The sequence below is a fragment of the Pseudomonas fluorescens genome, assembly GCF_001623525.1.
In the GTDB taxonomy this organism is placed as follows: domain Bacteria; phylum Pseudomonadota; class Gammaproteobacteria; order Pseudomonadales; family Pseudomonadaceae; genus Aquipseudomonas; species Aquipseudomonas fluorescens_Q.
In genome coordinates, this window is record NZ_CP015225.1 from 3,816,323 (window position 1) to 3,835,013 (window position 18,691).

At 59.3% G+C, this 18,691-nt stretch carries 13 protein-coding genes; 10 read left to right on the forward strand and 3 right to left on the reverse strand.

What is annotated here, in order from left to right; all coding sequences use genetic code 11:
* Nucleotides 1-566: 566 nt before the first annotated feature.
* From TK06_RS16515 to TK06_RS16560, 10 genes are all read left to right on the forward strand, one after another.
* Nucleotides 567-2,168, forward strand: a complete 1,602-nt coding sequence (locus tag TK06_RS16515; protein WP_063322942.1) for an ABC transporter substrate-binding protein — start codon at nt 567-569, stop codon at nt 2,166-2,168.
* A 255-nt stretch (nt 2,169-2,423) separates the two neighbouring features.
* A complete protein-coding gene (locus tag TK06_RS16520; protein ID WP_063322943.1) occupies nt 2,424-4,049 on the forward strand; it encodes an ABC transporter substrate-binding protein in 1,626 nt (541 codons plus the stop codon).
* 379 nt (nt 4,050-4,428) lie between these two features.
* Entirely contained in the window at nt 4,429-6,030 is a 1,602-nt protein-coding gene (locus tag TK06_RS16525; RefSeq protein ID WP_063322944.1) for an ABC transporter substrate-binding protein, read from the forward strand.
* A 169-nt stretch (nt 6,031-6,199) separates the two neighbouring features.
* Nucleotides 6,200-7,579 carry an OprD family porin gene (locus TK06_RS16530; protein WP_063322945.1) on the forward strand — a complete coding sequence of 460 codons (1,380 nt, stop codon included), beginning with the start codon at nt 6,200-6,202 and terminating at the stop codon, nt 7,577-7,579.
* A 75-nt stretch (nt 7,580-7,654) separates the two neighbouring features.
* The gene (locus tag TK06_RS16535) at nt 7,655-9,250 is read left to right on the forward strand and encodes an ABC transporter substrate-binding protein (protein ID WP_063322946.1); all 1,596 of its coding nucleotides are present in this window, start codon (nt 7,655-7,657) and stop codon (nt 9,248-9,250) included.
* 73 nt (nt 9,251-9,323) lie between these two features.
* Nucleotides 9,324-10,334, forward strand: coding sequence for an ABC transporter permease subunit (locus tag TK06_RS16540; RefSeq protein ID WP_063322947.1), 1,011 nt, complete (start codon nt 9,324-9,326; stop codon nt 10,332-10,334).
* A 10-nt stretch (nt 10,335-10,344) separates the two neighbouring features.
* Nucleotides 10,345-11,256 (forward strand): ABC transporter permease subunit, encoded by a 912-nt coding sequence (locus TK06_RS16545; protein WP_063322948.1) that lies wholly within the window; start codon nt 10,345-10,347, stop codon nt 11,254-11,256.
* Nucleotides 11,257-11,266: 10 nt separating this feature from the next.
* Complete coding sequence (locus TK06_RS16550) at nt 11,267-12,235, forward strand: ABC transporter ATP-binding protein (RefSeq protein ID WP_063322949.1); 969 nt, start codon at nt 11,267-11,269, stop codon at nt 12,233-12,235.
* Complete coding sequence (locus tag TK06_RS16555) at nt 12,235-13,215, forward strand: peptide ABC transporter ATP-binding protein (RefSeq protein WP_063322950.1); 981 nt, start codon at nt 12,235-12,237, stop codon at nt 13,213-13,215. The genes TK06_RS16550 and TK06_RS16555 overlap by 1 nt, the downstream gene beginning before the upstream one ends.
* Before the next feature lie 329 nt (nt 13,216-13,544).
* A complete protein-coding gene (locus tag TK06_RS16560) occupies nt 13,545-13,985 on the forward strand; it encodes a DUF2087 domain-containing protein (RefSeq protein ID WP_063322951.1) in 441 nt (146 codons plus the stop codon).
* 57 nt (nt 13,986-14,042) lie between these two features.
* Here TK06_RS16560 and TK06_RS16565 read toward each other — a convergent pair whose 3' ends face one another.
* The 3 genes from TK06_RS16565 to TK06_RS16575 are packed head-to-tail and all read right to left on the reverse strand — an operon-like array spanning nt 14,043 to nt 18,688.
* On the reverse strand, nt 14,043-16,283 hold the full coding sequence (locus tag TK06_RS16565) for a PhpK family radical SAM P-methyltransferase (RefSeq protein WP_086936666.1): 2,241 nt from the start codon (nt 16,281-16,283) through the stop codon (nt 14,043-14,045).
* A gap of 60 nt (nt 16,284-16,343) precedes the next feature.
* The gene (sbnB, locus tag TK06_RS16570; RefSeq protein WP_063322953.1) at nt 16,344-17,393 is read right to left on the reverse strand and encodes a 2,3-diaminopropionate biosynthesis protein SbnB; all 1,050 of its coding nucleotides are present in this window, start codon (nt 17,391-17,393) and stop codon (nt 16,344-16,346) included.
* An 8-nt stretch (nt 17,394-17,401) separates the two neighbouring features.
* Entirely contained in the window at nt 17,402-18,688 is a 1,287-nt protein-coding gene (locus TK06_RS16575) for a condensation domain-containing protein (protein WP_063322954.1), read from the reverse strand.
* Between the last annotated feature and the right edge of the window lie 3 nt (nt 18,689-18,691).

Genomic DNA, 18,691 nt, shown 5'->3' on the forward strand with positions numbered 1-18,691 from the left:
TGGTGTTCGGCTGAGCAGAGGCGTATTGCCTCAACCTCCGCAGGGTTCTTTCTCAGAAACGGATTCGCAGAATAGTTTTTGACATTTCCAAAAACAGCGCGAGAAAGCTGTCCACGTTTTATGGAATGTGGACAGCGACAAATTCGACCACCTTGAAAAGTCAAAATATTTTCCTTAGGTATGAAATGCTCAGATTTCACACTTGGGCTTTCAAGCCGCCTTCGCGGGCGAGCCCGCTCCCACAAATTGGATCGGAGTACGACCGTGGGAACCAGGCCGGCTATCAGGCCGCCTCGCGGTGGACGTTGATCTCGGCGCCCCGTCAACCATGTGTCCGGTCCGTACACGCTTTTCGAAAGTGACCCGCCGTCAGGGCGGAACCCTAAGTAGCCGTTACCGCAGGAATGGATATGTACCTGGTCAACAAAATCCAGGCCGGCTGTCAGGCCGCCTCGTCGAAAAGCGCTATACCCAAACCCAACAGCTCCCCTCACTTTTCGATATTTCCAACACCCCCACCCGCAACGCTACTCTCCTGAAAACCGTCACCACCCCCAAGGGATTTCATGGACAGAACCACCTTCAAGCCCCTCCTGCTCACCCTAGCCCTGATCAGCAGCGCCCCAATGGCCCAAGCCGCCACCACCCTGGTCTACTGCTCCGAAGCCAGCCCCGCCGGGTTCGACCCCAGCCAATACACCAGCGGCACCGACTTCGATGCCTCGGCCGAAACCGTCTTCAACCGCCTCACCCAATTCAAGCGCGGCGGCACCGAGGTCGAACCCGGGTTGGCCACCCGCTGGGACGTATCCGCCGATGGCCTGGTCTACACCTTCCACCTGCGCGAAGGCGTAAAATTCCACACCACCGACTACTTCAGCCCCAGCCGCGACTTCAACGCCGACGACGTGCTGTTCACCTTCCAGCGCCTGCTCGACCCACAGCACCCGTTCCGCCAGGCCTACCCCACCGAGTCGCCGTACTTCACCGACATGGGCCTGAACACCACGATCAAAAGCGTCGAGAAAGTCGACGAGCACACCGTGCGCTTCAACCTGAACAACGTCGACGCGGCCTTCGTGCAGAACCTGGCGATGAGTTTTGCCTCCGTGCAGTCCGCCGAATACGCGGCGCAGTTGTTGAAGGAAGGCAAGGCCGGCGACCTCAACCAGAAACCCATCGGCACCGGGCCGTTCGTGTTCAAGCGCTACCAGAAGGACTCGCAGATCCGCTACGCCGGCAACACGGCGTACTGGAAACCCGAGGACGTGAAACTCGACAACCTGATTTTCTCCATCACCCCGGACGCCGCCGTGCGCCTGCAAAAGCTCAAGCGCGGCGAATGCCAGGTCAGTGGTTACCCGCGCCCGGCCGACATCGAAGTGATGGAGCAAGACCCGAACCTGCAGGTGCTCAAGCAACCGGGGTTCAACCTGGGTTTCCTGGCCTACAACGTCACGCACCCGCCCCTGGATCAGCTCAAGGTCCGCCAGGCGCTGGACATGGCCATCGACAAGCCGGCGATCATCAAGGCCGTTTACCAAAGTGCCGGGCAACTGGCGCAAAACGCCTTGCCACCGGCCCAGTGGTCGTTCGATCCCAATATCAAGGACGCGCCCCATGACGTGACCAAGGCCAAGGCGCTACTCAAGGAGGCCGGAGTTGCGCCCGGTACAACCATCGATTTATGGGCGATGACGGTGCAGCGCGCCTCCAACCCCAATGCGCGAATGTCTGCGCAGATGATCCAGCAGGACTGGGCCAAGATCGGCATCAAAGCCAACATCGTCAGCTATGAATGGGGCGAGTACATCAAGCGCGCAAAAAATGGCGAACATGACGCAATGATTTACGGCTGGACCGGCGACAACGGCGACCCGGACAACTGGCTGGGTGTGCTGTACAGCTGCGCGGCGGTCAAGGGCAGTAACTACGCCAAGTGGTGCGACCCGGCGTATGACCAACTGATCCAGCAGGCCAAAGTCTCGACCGACCGCCAGCAACGGATCGATTTATACCGGCAAGCGCAGAAAATCCTCAAGCAACAGGTGCCGATCACGCCCATCGCTAACTCCACGGTCTTCCAGCCAGTAAACAGGAAAGTGGTGGATTTCAAACTCAGCCCATTCGGCCTGACACCCTTCTACGGCGTGGGTTTGACGAAGTAGCACCCGAGCCAAACCGGTGCGCCGCGGCTGCGCGACGCACCGACAAAGGGCGATTTTGGCGCCAAAAAAACACCCGCAAACGGTCAACTGCGTCAGAAGTTACACGAATGCGACATTAAGGTACGTTCGTGCCACTGTTTCAGACTTGCAACCGCTCTGGATCTTGCATTGGGTATGGGGCCTGCATAAGTATCCGCAGGACGACTCACGAGGTCGCCCTCAAATCCAAAAATGACAACAAATCATGAGGCCAACATGCTTAAACAAGCGGTCATTCCGTTTTTAGTCGGCGCGAGCTTATTAGCCAGCGCACCTTTCGCCCAAGCCGCGACTAACCTGGTGTTCTGCTCCGAAGGGAGCCCGGCCGGTTTTGACCCGGGTCAGTACACCACCGGAACCGACTTCGACGCCTCCGCAGAGACCATGTTCAACCGCCTGACCCAGTTCGAACGCGGCGGCACCGCTGTGATTCCTGGCCTGGCAACCAAGTGGGATATTTCCGACGACGGCCTAACCTACACCTTCCACCTGCGTGAAGGCGTCAAGTTCCACACCACCCCGTACTTCAAGCCGACCCGCGAATTCAACGCCGACGACGTGCTGTTCACCTTCAATCGCATGATCAGCAAGGATGACCCGTTCCGTAAGGCATACCCGACCGAATTCCCGTATTTCACCGACATGGGGATGGACACCAACATCACCCAGATCGATAAAGTCGACGACCACACCGTCAAGTTCACCCTCAAGGATGTCGACGCCGCGTTCATCCAGAACATGGCCATGAGCTTCGCCTCGATCCAGTCCGCCGAATACGCCGCCCAGCTGCTCAAGGAAGGCAAGGCCCCCGACATCAACCAGAAGCCGGTCGGCACTGGCCCGTTCGTGTTCAAGAGCTACCAGAAAGACTCCAACATCCGCTACACCGGGAACAAGGACTACTGGAAGCCTGACGACGTGAAGATCGACAACCTGATCTTCGCCATCACCACCGACCCGTCGGTGCGCATGCAGAAGCTGAAGAAGAACGAGTGTCAGATCACCCTCTTCCCACGTCCGGCCGACCTCAAGGCCCTGAAAGAAGACAAGACACTGAAGATGCCTGACCAGGCTGGCTTCAACCTGGGCTACATCGCCTACAACGTGATGGACAAGATCAAGGGCAGCAACGAGCCGAACGTCCTGGCCAACCTGAAGGTCCGTCAGGCACTGGACATGGCGGTCAACAAGCCGCAGATCATCGACTCTGTCTACCAGGGCGCCGGCCAGCTGGCGGTCAACGCCATGCCGCCGACCCAATGGTCCTACGACACCACCATCAAGGACGCCAAGTACGACCCTGAGAAAGCCAAGGAGCTGCTCAAGGAGGCCGGCGTCAAGGAAGGCACCAACATCACCCTGTGGGCGATGCCGGTCCAGCGTCCGTACAACCCGAACGCCAAGCTGATGGCCGAGATGCTGCAGTCCGACTGGAAGAAAATCGGCCTGAACGTCAACATCGTCAGCTACGAATGGGGCGAGTACATCAAGCGCTCCAAAGGCGGTGAGAACCAGGCGATGATCATCGGCTGGAGCGGTGACAACGGTGACCCGGACAACTGGCTCAACGTGCTGTTCGGCTGCGACTCGCTGGCCGGCAACAACTTCTCCAAATGGTGCGACAAGAAATTCGACGGTCTGGTCAAGGAAGCCAAGCGCACCACCGACCAGGCCAAGCGCACCGAACTGTACAAACAGGCACAACACGTCCTCAAGGATGCCGTGCCCATGACACCTATCGCTCACTCGACGGTGTATCAACCCATGCGCGCCAACGTGCAGGACTTCAAGATCAGCCCATTTGGCTTGAACTCCTTCTACGGCGTCAGCGTCAGCAAATAAGGTGACCCGTGGCGAGGGAGCTTGCTCCCGCTGGGCTGCGTAGCAGCCCCTTTTGCAAGCGCGATGGCAATGTACCCACAACGCCATCGCGAGCAGGACTCGCTCCCACGGCATGCCGTTGCTTTAAGCCAAGACTCAGGAAATCGCCTACATCCAAAAGCACTGCATACCACAGCAGTTGGTTTAGGACGTATCGCCTTTTCCCACAAGTCTTTCAGGCATTACGCATTTACCGCCTGGCCCACGACTCCTACCGTCGGGGCCTGGACGGCTTGCTGATCCTGCGGCATCGCGACGCAATGGAATGAGCTCAGTGTTCCGGGTCCCCGGAGGGACAGCGGTTCACTGTTAAAACACCCCGAACGAGAGAGGGAGCGTCATGCGCCATACCTTGGTTTTATCCGCATTGCTGGGCACCGGCCTGTTGGCCGCCACATCCGCAGCCCAGGCCGCTGGCGGCAGCCTGGTGTTCTGTTCCGAAGGCAGCCCTGCCGGTTTCGACACCGCGCAATACACCACGGCCACCGACAACGATGCCGCCGAGCCGCTGTACAACCGCCTGGCCGAGTTTGAAAAAGGCGCGACCAATGTCGTCCCTGGCCTGGCAACCCGCTGGGACATTTCCGAAGACGGCTTGAAGTACACCTTTCATCTGCGCGAAGGGGTGAAATTTCACACCACCGACTACTTCACGCCGACCCGGGATTTCAACGCCGACGACGTCCTGTTCACCTTCAACCGCATGCTCGATCCGCAGCATCCGTTCCGCAAGGCCTACCCCACCGAGTTCCCGTACTTCAACGGCATGAGCCTGAACAAGAACATCGCCAAGGTGGAAGCGACCGGGCCGTTGACCGTGGTCATGACCCTCAACAGCGTGGACGCCGCGTTCATCCAGAACATCGCCATGAGTTTTGCCGCGATCCTCTCGGCCGAATACGCCGACCAACTGCTCAAGAACGGCAAGCCGAGCGACATCAACCAGAAGCCGATCGGCACCGGGCCGTTCGAGTTCAAGAGCTACCAGAAAGACTCCAACATCCGCTACGTCGCCAACCAGCAGTACTGGGCGCCGGAGCGGGTCAAGCTGAACAACCTGATCTTCTCCATCAACACCGACGCCTCGGTGCGGGTGCAGAAGCTCAAGGCCAACGAATGCCAGGTCACCCTGCATCCGCGTCCGGCCGACGTACCAGCCTTGAAGAACGACCCCAAGTTGCAACTGATCGAGAAGCCCGGTTTCAACCTCGGCTACATCGCCTATAACACCCGCCACAAGCCGTTCGACCAGGTCGAAGTGCGCCAGGCACTGGACATGGCGGTAAACAAGCAAGGCATTCTCAACGCCGTGTACCAGGGCGCGGGGCAACTGGCGCAGAACGCTATGCCGCCGACCCAATGGTCCTACGATGACACCATCAAGGACGCTCCCTACAACCCGGAAAAAGCCAAGGAATTGCTCAAGGCCGCCGGGGTCAAGGAAGGCACCGAAATCACCCTCTGGGCCATGCCCGTGCAGCGCCCGTACAACCCCAACGCCAAGTTGATGGCCGAGATGCTCCAGGCCGACTGGGCCAAGATCGGCCTGAAGGTGAAGATCGTCAGCTACGAATGGGGCGAGTACATCAAGCGCACCAAGAACGGCGAGCATGACGTCAGCCTGATCGGTTGGACCGGCGACAACGGTGATCCGGACAACTGGCTGGGCACGCTGTACAGCTGCGATGCCATTGGCGGCAACAACTACTCCATGTGGTGCGACCAGGATTACGACAAGCTGATCAAGCAGGCCAAGGTCGTCACCGACCGCGACCAGCGCACCGTGCTCTACAAACAGGCCCAGCAGTTGCTCAAGCAGCAAGTGCCGATCACCCCTGTTGCCCATTCGACGGTCAACCAGCCGCTGAGTGCCAAAGTCGAAGGGTTCAAAGTCAGCCCCTTCGGTCGCAATGTCTTTTCGGGCGTCAGCCTGAACCCATAACCGTTAGCCACACAGCGCGGGCTTCCTTTGGAAGCCCCGTGCCGACGTCTTGCCACAATTCGCCGATCAGGCGCCAAGCAAACGTTTGCAAGCTGTGAATGAGTTGTAAACCGATAGCCGGATCACCCAAAAAGACCGGCATAAAAAAGCAAGAAAAGGAGCGTTACGGATGAAACTGAACAGCACCGCAATACTGGCCTTGGCCATCAGCAGCGTTACCGCCACGGCGTACGCAGAATCGCAGAGCCAGGCGTTCAATCCAGTGACCGTCAAGACCACCAGCGCTCAATCCGAAGCCACCGGTTTCGTAGAAGGCCAGTCGGTCAGTGGCAGCACTCGCAACTGGTATTCCAACGAATTGCGACGCCGCGGTAGCACCTTCAGCTACACACGTGACGGCGTTACACGCAGCGATTCGCGCCGGACCAACTGGGTTCAGGGCACCATCCTGAACTACACCTCCGGCTTCACCCAAGGTACCGTTGGCTTCAGCACTGAAGTCGCGGCCTATAACGCGATCGCGTTGCTCGGCGACCACGATGACATCATGGGCGGTTCCAACCGTACCCTGGCGCACTCCGACGGCGACGCCGTCGACCAATGGAGCAAACTGGGCCTGGCGAACGTCAAGGCACGCGTTTCCAACACCACCCTGACCGCCGGTCGTCAAAACTTCAGCAGCCCGATGGTCGACGTCATCGGTAACCGTGCCCTGCCTTCGAGCTTCCAGGGCGTGAGCCTGCACAGCGAAGAACTCGAAAACCTGGCATTCGACGTCGCGACCTTCGACCGCAACTCCCCCCGTACCGAGCAAAGCCTCAACAAGTTCCGCTCCGAATACGGCAGCTCCTCGGCCGAAGCTGATCATGTGAACACCGCCGGTATCACCTACCAGCCGTTCGCCAGCCTCACCACCAGTCTGTGGGGCACCCAGGCCGAAGACCTGTGGAACCAATACTACTTCGGCGCCAGCCACGTATTGGGCGACAGCTCGGTGCTGAGCCTGACCACCGGCCTGAACTACTACAGGACTGTGGATTCGGGCAAAAGCAAACTGGGTGATATCGACAACAACACCTACTCCCTGTCGTTTGGTCTGACTCACCAGGCCCACAGCCTGACGTTCTCGTATCAGGAAGTGGACGGTAACGAGTACTTCGACTATCTGCACGAAACCAACGGCATCTATCTGGCCAACTCCCTGCTGTCGGACTTCAACGGCCCGAACGAGAAATCCTTCCAGATCGCCTACGGCCTGAACATGGCCGAATACGGCGTGCCTGGCCTGAAGTTCAACATCTACCAGGCTCGCGGCTGGGGCATCGACGGTACGCATTACAACAGCACCGGCTATACCGATGTGAGAACCATGGACGGTGAACATCATTACGAATACGGCATCGGTGCGTCTTACGCCGTACAAAGCGGCCCGCTGAAAGCCACCGCGGTACGCGCGACCTACACCACGCACCGCGCCAGCGAAAACCAGGCTGATGGCAACCTCAACGAGTTCCGCCTGGTCACCACCATCCCGTTCAACATTCTCTAAACTGCCACCGGGCGGTCGACTCACAAGGTTGACCGCCCGGTCTTTTGCCATTGACCCGATTGCAGAGGATTGACGATGAACATGAACCCCCTACGCGCCGCCATCGCCGCCGCATTGCTGAGCGTCGCCGTTGGCGCCACGGCCAAACCCCTGGTGGTTTGCACAGAAGCCAGCCCGGAAGGCTTCGACATGGTCCAGTACACGACTGCAGTCACAGGCGACGCGGTGTCCGAAACCATCTTCAATCGTCTGGTGGGCTTCAAGCCCGGCACCACCGAAGTGATTCCGGCCCTGGCCGAATCCTGGGACATCAGTGACGATGGCCTGACGTACACCTTCCACCTGCGCAAGGGCGTCAAGTTCCACACCACCGAATACTTCAAGCCGACCCGCGACATGAACGCCGACGATGTGGTCTGGAGCTTCCAGCGCCAGCTGGACCCGAATCACCCGTGGCACAAACTGTCGAGCGTGGGCTTCCCTTACTTTGAGAGCATGGGCTTCAAGGAGCTGCTCAAAAGCGTGGAGAAAGTCGACGAACACACGGTCAAGTTCAGCCTGACCCGCCGCGAAGCGCCATTTTTAGCCGACATCGCCATGGCCTTCTCCTCGATCTACCCGGCCGAATACGCCGACCAATTGCTCAAGGCCGGCAAGACAGGCGATCTCAACAGCAAGCCAATCGGCACCGGCCCGTTCGTCTTCCAGCGCTACAACAAGGACGCTCAGGTGCGCTTCAAGGCCAACCCGGACTACTTCCTCGGCAAGCCGCCGGCGGATGCGCTGGTATTGGCCATCGCCACCGACAACAACGTGCGCATGCAGAAGCTCAAGACCAACGAGTGCCAGATCGCGCTGTACCCCAAACCCGATGACATCCCTGGCATCAAGAAAGACCCGAACCTGAAGGTCGCTGAACTGGACGCAATGACCGTCTCCTACACCGCCATGAATACCAGCCACAAATACATGAGCGACGTGCGGGTGCGCAAAGCCATCGACCTGGCCTTCGACAAGGAAGCCTACGTCAACGCGCTGTTCGGCAAGGGCAACGCCACCGTGGCGGTCAACCCGTACCCACCGACCCTGCTGGGCTTCAACCACGACCTGAAGAACCCGCCCCGCAACCTCGACAAGGCCCGCGAGCTGCTCAAGGAAGCCGGCGTGCCGGAAGGCACCGTGTTCACCCTGTTCACCCGCAACGGTGGCGGCCCGACCAACCCCAACCCGATGCTCGGCGCGCAGATGATGCAGGCGGACCTGGCCAAGGTCGGGATCAAGGTCGACATCCGCGTGATGGAATGGGGCGAAATGCTCAAGCGCGCGAAAAACGGCGAGCACGACATGGTGTCCGCCGGATGGGCGGGCGACAACGGCGACCCGGATAACTTCCTGACGCCTATGCTCAGTTGCGAGGCCGCCAAGAACGGCGAAAACTACGCGCGCTGGTGCAACGAGAAATTCCAGGCGCTGATCGACCAGGCCCGCGCCACCGTGAACCCCGAGGAGCGCGCGAAGCTCTATGAACAGGCCCAGGTGATTTTCAACCAGGACCAACCGTGGATCAGCATGGCCCACACCCGCATGTTCACGGCAATGCGCAACAACGTAGAGGGTTATGTGATTAGCCCGCTCACCACCAACAACTTCGCCACCACCCAGGTGAAGTAGATAAGAAAACGCCCGGCATCCTTTATCGAGGGCTGCCGGGCACGCCTAACCGGCTGATGAGGTACACCTGAAGATGTTTAGTTTTATTGCCCGCCGACTGGGATTGTTGATCCCCACGTTCTTCGGCATCACCTTGCTGACCTTCGCGTTGATTCGCATGATCCCCGGTGACCCCGTGGAAGTGATGATGGGCGAACGTCGGGTCGATCCCGAAATGCACGCTCAGGCAATGGAACGCCTTGGCCTCAATAAACCGCTGTATGCCCAGTACCTGGACTACATCGGCAAACTGGCCCAGGGCGATCTCGGCGAATCGCTGCGTACCCGTGAAAGCGTATGGACCGAGTTCAGCTCCCTGTTTCCCGCGACCCTGGAACTGTCCATGGCCGCCCTGTTGTTCGCCGGTATCCTGGGCCTGCTGGCCGGGGTGATCGCGGCACTCAAGCGAGGATCCCTGTTCGACCATGGGGTAATGGGCGTCTCCCTGGCGGGTTACTCGATGCCAATCTTCTGGTGGGGCCTGATCCTGATCATGTTCTTCTCGGTGTCCCTGGGCTGGACCCCGGTGTCCGGGCGGATCGACCTGCTCTACGACATCGAGCCGAAAACCGGCTTCATGCTGATCGACACGCTGTTGGCCGACGAGCCAGGCGCGTTCCTCGATGCCCTGCATCACCTGATCCTGCCGGCCATCGTGCTGGGCACCATTCCGCTGGCGGTGATCGCCCGCATGACCCGCTCCTCGATGCTCGAAGTGCTGCGCGAAGACTACATCCGCACCGCCAAGGCCAAAGGCCTGTCGCCGTCGCGCGTGGTGTTCGTGCATGGCCTGCGCAATGCGCTGATCCCGGTGCTGACCGTGGTCGGCCTGCAAGTCGGCACGCTACTGGCCGGTGCGGTCCTGACCGAAACGATCTTCTCCTGGCCGGGCATCGGCAAGTGGCTGATCGAAGCCATCGGCGCCCGGGACTATCCCGTGGTGCAGAACGGCATCCTGTTAATCGCCTGCCTGGTGATTCTGGTCAACTTCGTCGTGGACATCCTCTACGGCTTTGCCAACCCACGCATCCGTCACCAGCGCTGAGATCAAAACCATGAGTACTCCAACTACCGCGGTAGCAGTCGATCAAAGCCTGCTGTACCCGTCCCCGTACAAAGAATTCTGGCACGCGTTTTCCCGCAACAAGGGCGCCGTGGCCGGGTTGCTGTTCATGATCCTGATCGTGTTCTGCGCGCTCTTCGCGCCGTGGGTCGCGCCTCACGACCCGAGCGAGCAGTACCGCGACTTTCTGCTGACGCCGCCGGCCTGGCTCGAAGGCGGGCAGATCCAGTTCCTGCTGGGCACCGACGAACTGGGCCGCGATTTGCTGTCACGGCTGATCCAGGGTTCGCGCCTGTCGCTGCTGATCGGCTTGTCGTCGGTGGTGATGTCGCTGATCCCGGGCATCCTGCTGGGGCTGTTCGCCGGGTTCTTCCCGCGCATCCTCGGCCCGACCATCATGCGCCTGATGGACATCATGCTGGCCCTGCCTTCGCTGCTGCTGGCCGTGGCGATTGTCGCCATCCTCGGCCCTGGCCTGATCAACACCGTGATCGCCATCGCCATCGTCTCGCTGCCGTCCTACGTGCGCCTGACCCGCGCCGCGGTGATGGGTGAGCTGAACCGTGACTACGTGACCGCCGCCCGCCTGGCCGGTGCCGGCCTGCCGCGCCTGATGTTCATCACCGTGCTGCCCAACTGCATGGCACCGCTGATCGTCCAGGCGACGCTGAGCTTTTCCTCGGCGATCCTCGACGCCGCCGCCCTGGGCTTCCTCGGCCTGGGCGTCCAGCCGCCGACCCCGGAGTGGGGCACCATGCTGGCCTCGGCCCGCGACTACATCGAACGCGCCTGGTGGGTGGTGAGCCTGCCTGGCTTGACCATTTTGCTCAGCGTGCTGGCAATCAACCTGATGGGCGACGGTTTGCGCGATGCGCTGGACCCGAAACTCAAGAATGCCGCCTGAGGAGATTCCCATGTCACTGCTAGAAATCAAGAATCTCAACGTTCGCTTCGGCGACGCCACCGCCGTCCCGGTGGTCGACGGCCTCGACCTGACCGTGGAAAAAGGCGAAGTGCTGGCCATCGTCGGCGAATCGGGCTCGGGTAAATCCGTGACCATGATGGCGCTGATGGGCCTGATCGAGCACCCCGGCATCGTCACCGCCGACGCGCTGAACTTCGACGGCAAGAACATGCTCAAGCTGAGCAACCGCCAGCGTCGGCAGATCGTCGGCAAGGACCTGGCGATGGTCTTCCAGGACCCGATGACCGCGCTCAACCCCAGCTACACCGTGGGCTTCCAGATCGAAGAAGTGCTGCGCCTGCACCTGAAGATGTCCGGCAAGGCCGCCCGCAAGCGCGCCATCGAACTGCTGGAAAAAGTCGAGATCCCCGGCGCTGCCAGCCGCATGGACGCCTACCCTCATCAGTTGTCCGGCGGTATGAGCCAACGGGTGGCGATTGCCATGGCGATTGCCGGCGAGCCGAAACTGTTGATCGCCGACGAACCGACCACCGCCCTGGACGTGACCATCCAGGCGCAGATCATGGACCTGCTGCTGGCCCTGCAAAAAGAGCAGAACATGGGCCTGGTGCTGATCACCCACGACCTGGCCGTGGTCGCCGAAACCGCCCAGCGCGTGTGCGTGATGTACGCCGGCCAGGCCGTGGAAGTGGGCAAGGTGCCCGAGCTGTTCGACATCCCGGCCCACCCGTACAGCGAAGCACTGCTGGCGGCGATTCCGGAGCACAGCATGGGCGCCGCGCGCCTGGCGACGCTGCCGGGCATCGTGCCCGGTCGCTACGACCGTCCGCAGGGTTGTCTGCTGTCGCCGCGCTGCCCGTACGTGCAGGATAACTGCCGCGTACAACGCCCCGCCCTTGATCCGAAAACCGCCAGCCTCGCCCGCTGCTTCTACCCGTTGAACCAGGAGGTGGCGTGATGGCCGTCGTACTTACCGCCCGTGACCTGACCCGTCATTACGAAGTGTCCCGCGGCATGTTCAAGGGCCATGCGACCGTTCGCGCCCTCAATGGCGTGTCGTTCGAATTGGAGGCCGGCAAGACCCTGGCCGTGGTGGGTGAATCCGGTTGCGGCAAATCCACCCTGGCCCGGGCCCTGACGCTGATCGAGGAACCGTCCGCCGGCTCCCTGAAAATCGCCGGCCAGGAAGTCGCCGGCGCCAACAAGGCCGAACGCAAGCAACTGCGCAAAGATGTACAGATGGTATTCCAGAGCCCTTACGCCTCGCTCAACCCACGGCAGAAGATCGGTGATCAACTGGCCGAGCCGTTGTTGATCAATACCAAGCTGTCAGCGACTGAGCGGCGCGAAAAAGTCCAGGCGATGATGAAGCAGGTGGGCTTGCGTCCTGAGCATTACCAGCGCTACCCGCACATGTTCTCCGGCGGCCAGCGCCAGCGCATCGCCCTGGCCCGCGCCATGATGCTGCAACCCAAGGTGCTGGTGGCGGACGAACCGACGTCGGCGTTGGACGTGTCGATCCAGGCCCAGGTGCTCAACCTGTTCATGGATTTGCAGCAGGAGTTCAACACCGCCTACGTGTTCATTTCCCACAACCTGGCGGTGGTACAGCACGTGGCCGACGACGTGATGGTGATGTACCTCGGTCGTCCGGTGGAAATGGGCCCCAACGAGTCCATCTACAGCCGCCCGCTGCACCCATACACCCAGGCGCTGCTGTCGGCCACCCCGACCATCCACCCGGACCCGAACAAGCCGAAGATCAAGATCGTCGGCGAACTGCCCAACCCGCTCAACCCACCGTCCGGCTGCGCCTTCCACAAGCGCTGCCCGTATGCCACCGAGCGCTGCAAGACCGAAGAACCGGCCTTGCGACCGCTCGATAATCGGTTGGTGGCGTGTCACTACGCCGAGCGGTTCCTCGCCGGCGCGGCGTAAGGCAAAAGGCAGATAGAGCACTTGTGGCGAGGGAGCTTGCTCCCGCTGGGCCGCGAAGCGGCCCCTCTTCTTGGGCCTACTGCGCCCGAAGCGCCGGACCGGTCCAGCGGGAGCAGGCTCCCTCGCCACAGAAGTAAATCTTCGCCTTGAGCAGTGCTCCTGGTATGAAAAAACCCTCCAGCCCCGACTGAGTCTCAGTTTGGGCTGGCGGGGTTTTCTTTTTTCGGGAACGCCCATACAACATTGCATGACAACCGCCATACCGGCTCACTCGTGCCGTGCTTCACCGCTAAACTGCGAGAACCATGAATATCCAAAGGAGCAAGACATTGAACAAGGAACTTCCAACAGACTTTGAGCACTTCGTCGAGACACTGACGCGCTTGAGCAACAAGAACGGCTTGACCCTGGGCCGGCTGAATCGCCAGGAACTGGCGGTAATACTTTTGTACATCAGCTGCGCGCTCAAGCCCGGCGAACGCTATAGCGAACGTGAAGCCACCGCGCGGCTGGATCAATGGAAAACCCAATACGCCCCCATGCTGCGAAGCGATGTGGTGGAGCTGCGGCGTACGCTGATTGATGGCAACTATTGGATGCGAGAACCCGAAGGACGCGGTTATGAACTCGACGCGACCATTGTCGGCCATCCGCTGTTCATCCGGCTCGGTGAGGAGCGTCTGGAAAGGCGCATAGCCGAACAACTGCTAGCGGCTGCCCGCGCCCGCGAAGAACGCAAGAGAGCGGCGTTGCAAGATTCCCCCCGCTAAGCGTGTGACAAAGGATCAGGGAGGGGAGCTCCTGGCGTTCTCCTCCCCGGATCGCACCTATTGCACTCTGACAAACACGGCCTGCTCGGCAAGCGAACTCTGCGCATCCGCAGTGTGAAGCTCGGGAGCCCATCGGACAAAATTGCTCAGCACCCGTCCCTGCCCGCTACCGGACAGCAGCAGGTGCATGTAAAGCCGGCTGTCAGACGAAGGGGCGACAACATCATCGGCGAACACGCGAAGGACCGGCTGACATAAAACGATGCCGCAAGCACCCAACCGTGAATTGCGCGACAGCAGATAGTTGTCGTGACTGTCGAGTAGTGGGGCCTGGGCAAGTAATGTCGCGACGCGGTCATACAGCGCAGCCTCGCTGCAACGGTCGACATCATCGATCGCAATCAGTCGGGAGCCTTCCTTGACGACGTGTTGCCAAACAAATCGACTGCCCTGAAGAATGCTCGAAGCGTGCTTCAAAAAGGCCACGATCCAGCCGACGTCCGGATCGCTGCCATTGACGATACCCTCGGGCCAGCTAAGCGCTGTTTGCGTCTGCTCCCCCGTGTGCACCGGCATTGCCCCGATATTCTGCGGATCCAGCCACGCGGCCACGGCCCGCAAGCGTGCCTCCGCAGCCTTGAAGTGCGTCGCCGATTCCATTGATAACCTGGACTGCGGCACGGCAGGACTTTGCGCCGGCAAATGGGCATTGAACCTGAAACGGTCGACGATTGAGGCAGGCAACTCAACCTCATCGCCATGCAACAGCTGATGCTTGACTGCCGCATTGAAGCCGTCCAGATACCCGAGGATATTACTCTGCTCCATTCCCTGGCGATGCAGATAAAACAGACTCCATTGCTCAAAGCCGAACTGTGGCAACCACGTGGAGTTTTGTGCGGTAAGGAAAAACCGCTCGGTAATGGATGCAGCCAGTTCGCTGTCCATCGTGTCGTGCGCCCAGTCGAAGCCCGACCCGGTGATGCCGTACTTCTCCCGATCATTCCAGATGGGTGTCAGCGGGTCGCAATACCACACCTGCGCTCGGAAGGTGTCCGGCCGAAAGGTTTCGATGAAGTCCAGGCTCTCTTGCACCGTGTCGATGGTTTCCCCTGGAAAGCCAATGATGAACGAGGCGTGCGTCGCAATGCCCACCGAGCGGAATGCACTGATGGCCTGTTCATAGTTCTTGCGACGTGACGTCTTGCGCATCAATGCAAGCATCTTGTCGGAGGCAGACTCGATCCCCAGAAAAACGCCTTCGCACCCTGCGCGCGCCATCAGTTCTATGGTTTCCGGGTCGCCCTGATCAGAGCGATAGAAGGAGTTCCACTTAAAGTTGTACTGGTTGTCGATCATCATCTGCATGATTTCTCGGAAGCGCTGCTTGGGCACATTGAATGTGTCATCCAGGAACGTCAGCGTATCGACGGTGCCGATCGCCTTTACCGCGTCCAGTTCGCGTTCTACATCACGGGTGGACAAGTAGCGGTACTTACCGGCCCGCTGGGGAAAACCGCAGAATGCACAGGAGTATGGGCACGACTTGGCTGTACGCGTGGACAAAAAACGTCCGATGCCGCGCGGTTCGAACAACTTGTAATTGACGAAGTTTTCCTTCAGCTCGTTGTATTCCGGCTCATCCGCACCGAACACCCACGTATCACCGTCCCATACCGCTGTGCGGCTCAAGCCGATGACTGAACGGTTCTGGTTGAGCGCCTCCAGTACCTGGCGAAGTGTGTCCTCCCCTTCATTGCTGTTGATATAGATATCACCACCAAGAACACTCAAGTAGTCACCGAGCAGCTCGCGATCATGGGCCTTGAACAGACCGCTGATATAGGGCCCGCCGATGATGATCTGCACCTCAGGGGCAAAGGAGCGCACGAAGTCCACAATCTCCTGCACCGGATGGGGCATCACATAGAGGGTCGTGGTGATGACCACCGCGTTGATCGTCCCGGATGTCAGTTTTTGCGCCAGAACGTCCTTCTCTTTCTGAAAAAGGTTGACGTAGTCAAAGGCAATGCCGTGCTTGTCGAGATAGGTCCCCAACACCATCACAACCGGCCATAGAAAGTCGGCATTGTTCAGGTCCAGGTCAGCTAGCCCCTGCAACTCACGCGTCTTGTTCAGCACGCCCAATGCATGAAACCGCGAGCCCTCATAATTGATAAACGCCAAGCGCAGATCCCGTTTCGCTGCCGCTTCAGGTGCAAGTTGATCGAGCATCTGACAGTAGTCGTCAAACGAGAAATCATTGAAGCCGATGATCATGCATTTTTTAATAGGCATCGGGTCATTCCTCCCTGGAATGGAACGAGCAAATACTCGCGTTTCTACTGCTTGATGACTTCAGCCGTGGGACGTGGCCCACCGTCGCGTGTCCGGAATGAAGTCCGCGATGTTGGTATAGGCCCCAGCCTCCATACATTTGTCGACGAACAGTTGGCCCACCACAAGATCCAGGACACCCAACCCAAACGGCGAGAAAATCAGCGGACGCGAACGGTTGATCAAGCTCGGGTTCTTCAGGACTTGCGCGAGCGTGCCGTGCACAAATGAGCGATCGCCGTACTTCTGTTCCGTCAGATGGGGAGAAGTATTGGCTTTCATGCAATGTTCCACATCGTCGAATACGTTGAACGCATGCCAGATGATGTCCGGGCTGATATCGCGCAGCGAGACATTCAGAATGATCTGTCCGGGCGCAAAGACATCGTCTCCCGATACATAAGGCGTGCCTGCGTTGGTGGCGAAAACAACGATATCGGCAGCGCTGATAGCAGACTTCCAGTTCTCGACGAAACGCGCTTCCTGGCCTGTCCCGGCCTCTATGTGATGACGAAGCTCAGCGGCCGACCCCGCGTCCAGATCACAGACATTTACCTGACCGAACCTCCAGCCATCGGCCATGAAAAAATCAAAGATTGCGCGGGAAATCACCCCGGCGCCGACGAATGTAATATTCACCGCCTCCTTCGGATCCGCCACCAGCGCCCTTGCAGCGAGCACTGCAGACGCCGCGGTCCTGGCCGCACTGATTTGCGAGGCTTCAAGGCATGCCACCGGGTAACCCGTTTCGTAATCGTTGAGCAACAGGACGGCCGAGGCACGCTGTAGATTTTGCTCAATGTTCTTCGGATAACTGGCAATCCACTTAATGCCCGAAATGGGCGTGTCGTTGGCAATGGCAGCTGGCAAAGCGATGATCCGATCCGATTGACGTTCTTCGAATCTCAGGAAATAACTGTCGGGGTTGTTGGTCAGGCCGGCATCGTGCTGCAAGTAGGTTTCTTCGACCAGACGCAGAATGTCCTCGCGCAACGAAGGCATCAGATTGGCGATCTGCGCGCCAGAAACGACGGTCAATGCGTGGGACGATAGGTGTCGGGAGTCTTTCATGGAAGGTCTCATTGAATGGCATCGTGTTGTAAAACCGCTGTGTCACGAGCGCTTCCTTCGGCCTCCAGGAGACTGAATTGATCTAACGTTTCGTTCAGCAGATGTTTTAGTTTCAGCATGTTTTCAGGCGAGATTCTGTCGGCCTGGTACTGCAGCTTGATAAAGCAATGATCAGTCGTGACAGGTACCCACAAAAATAGCGGCCACGGCTGATAGTCGGGAAGCTGGACCTGGGAGACAGCGACACCTTCAAGGTCCCAGCTTTCAAACGGGCTTTCGGCACCGATATGAATAGGCAAGCTTTGTCTGATTTCGGATTCGGCCATGATTTCACCGATAGAAAGACCGACGCTGTCGAAGGTTTCGTAGAGTGAGTCGGCGACATTGAGGATGTGAGCCTGCAACGACAATTTCGAGTCAACGCGTATTCGCAATGGAATGCGCGCTGACAAGTAGGCGACGACAGTCTGCGTGCCTTCCGTCCAACGCGGCGTCACATTGGTCTGGATCAAAAAATCGTCCGTCGCGCAAAAATGTGCGAGAGCGATAGACGCCGCCGCGGTGTAAACCACAAAAGGCGTTACATCCAACGTATTACAAAGTCGGTTGATGGCCCCATGAATCTCCACACCGGGAGTCATTACATCGAAGGTCGACTTGGCTTGCGCGCTCTCGCCGATGAGCAAACCCGGAATCAGCGGGATCTTCGCGTCCTTGAGATAGTGTCGCCAGAACAGCGCCTGACGCTGATGCTCATCCTGCTCCAACGGCGTTGCCAGCGTTTCATGATCGAAAGTGAGCGGCTCCAGCAACGGTTCCGACGCGGCGGATATCAAACCGTTGTAGGCGGTCGCCAGATCGTCGAGGATGACCTCCAGCGACCATGAGTCGACAACGATGTGGTGAATGATCAGTGCAAACAGGCAACGATCCTGCCCGAGCTTTTTCAGATAGGCCCTGAACGGTATATCCACCTTCATATCGAGCGGCCGTCGGCACAAGTTCTCGATACAGTCTTCCAGTCTGGACAACTCGAACGGTTCACCATCGACGCTCAGTACGTCAGTTACCTCGGTTGCGGGAAACCGTCGAGGGCCTTCTTCCGTTTCGTAGAAGTGGGACCGCAGTTGTTCGTGACGATTGACCACCGCGTCCACCGCTCGGCTGAACTGCGCGATGTTCAATGGCCCGTCCAGTACAAACCCAATGCTCACGCAGGCCGTTTCCGCGAGGTCGTAGGCGCTGGACGCGCTCCAATAATAGCGTTGGTATGGGTTCAGTCCTTTGCCCGCCATTAC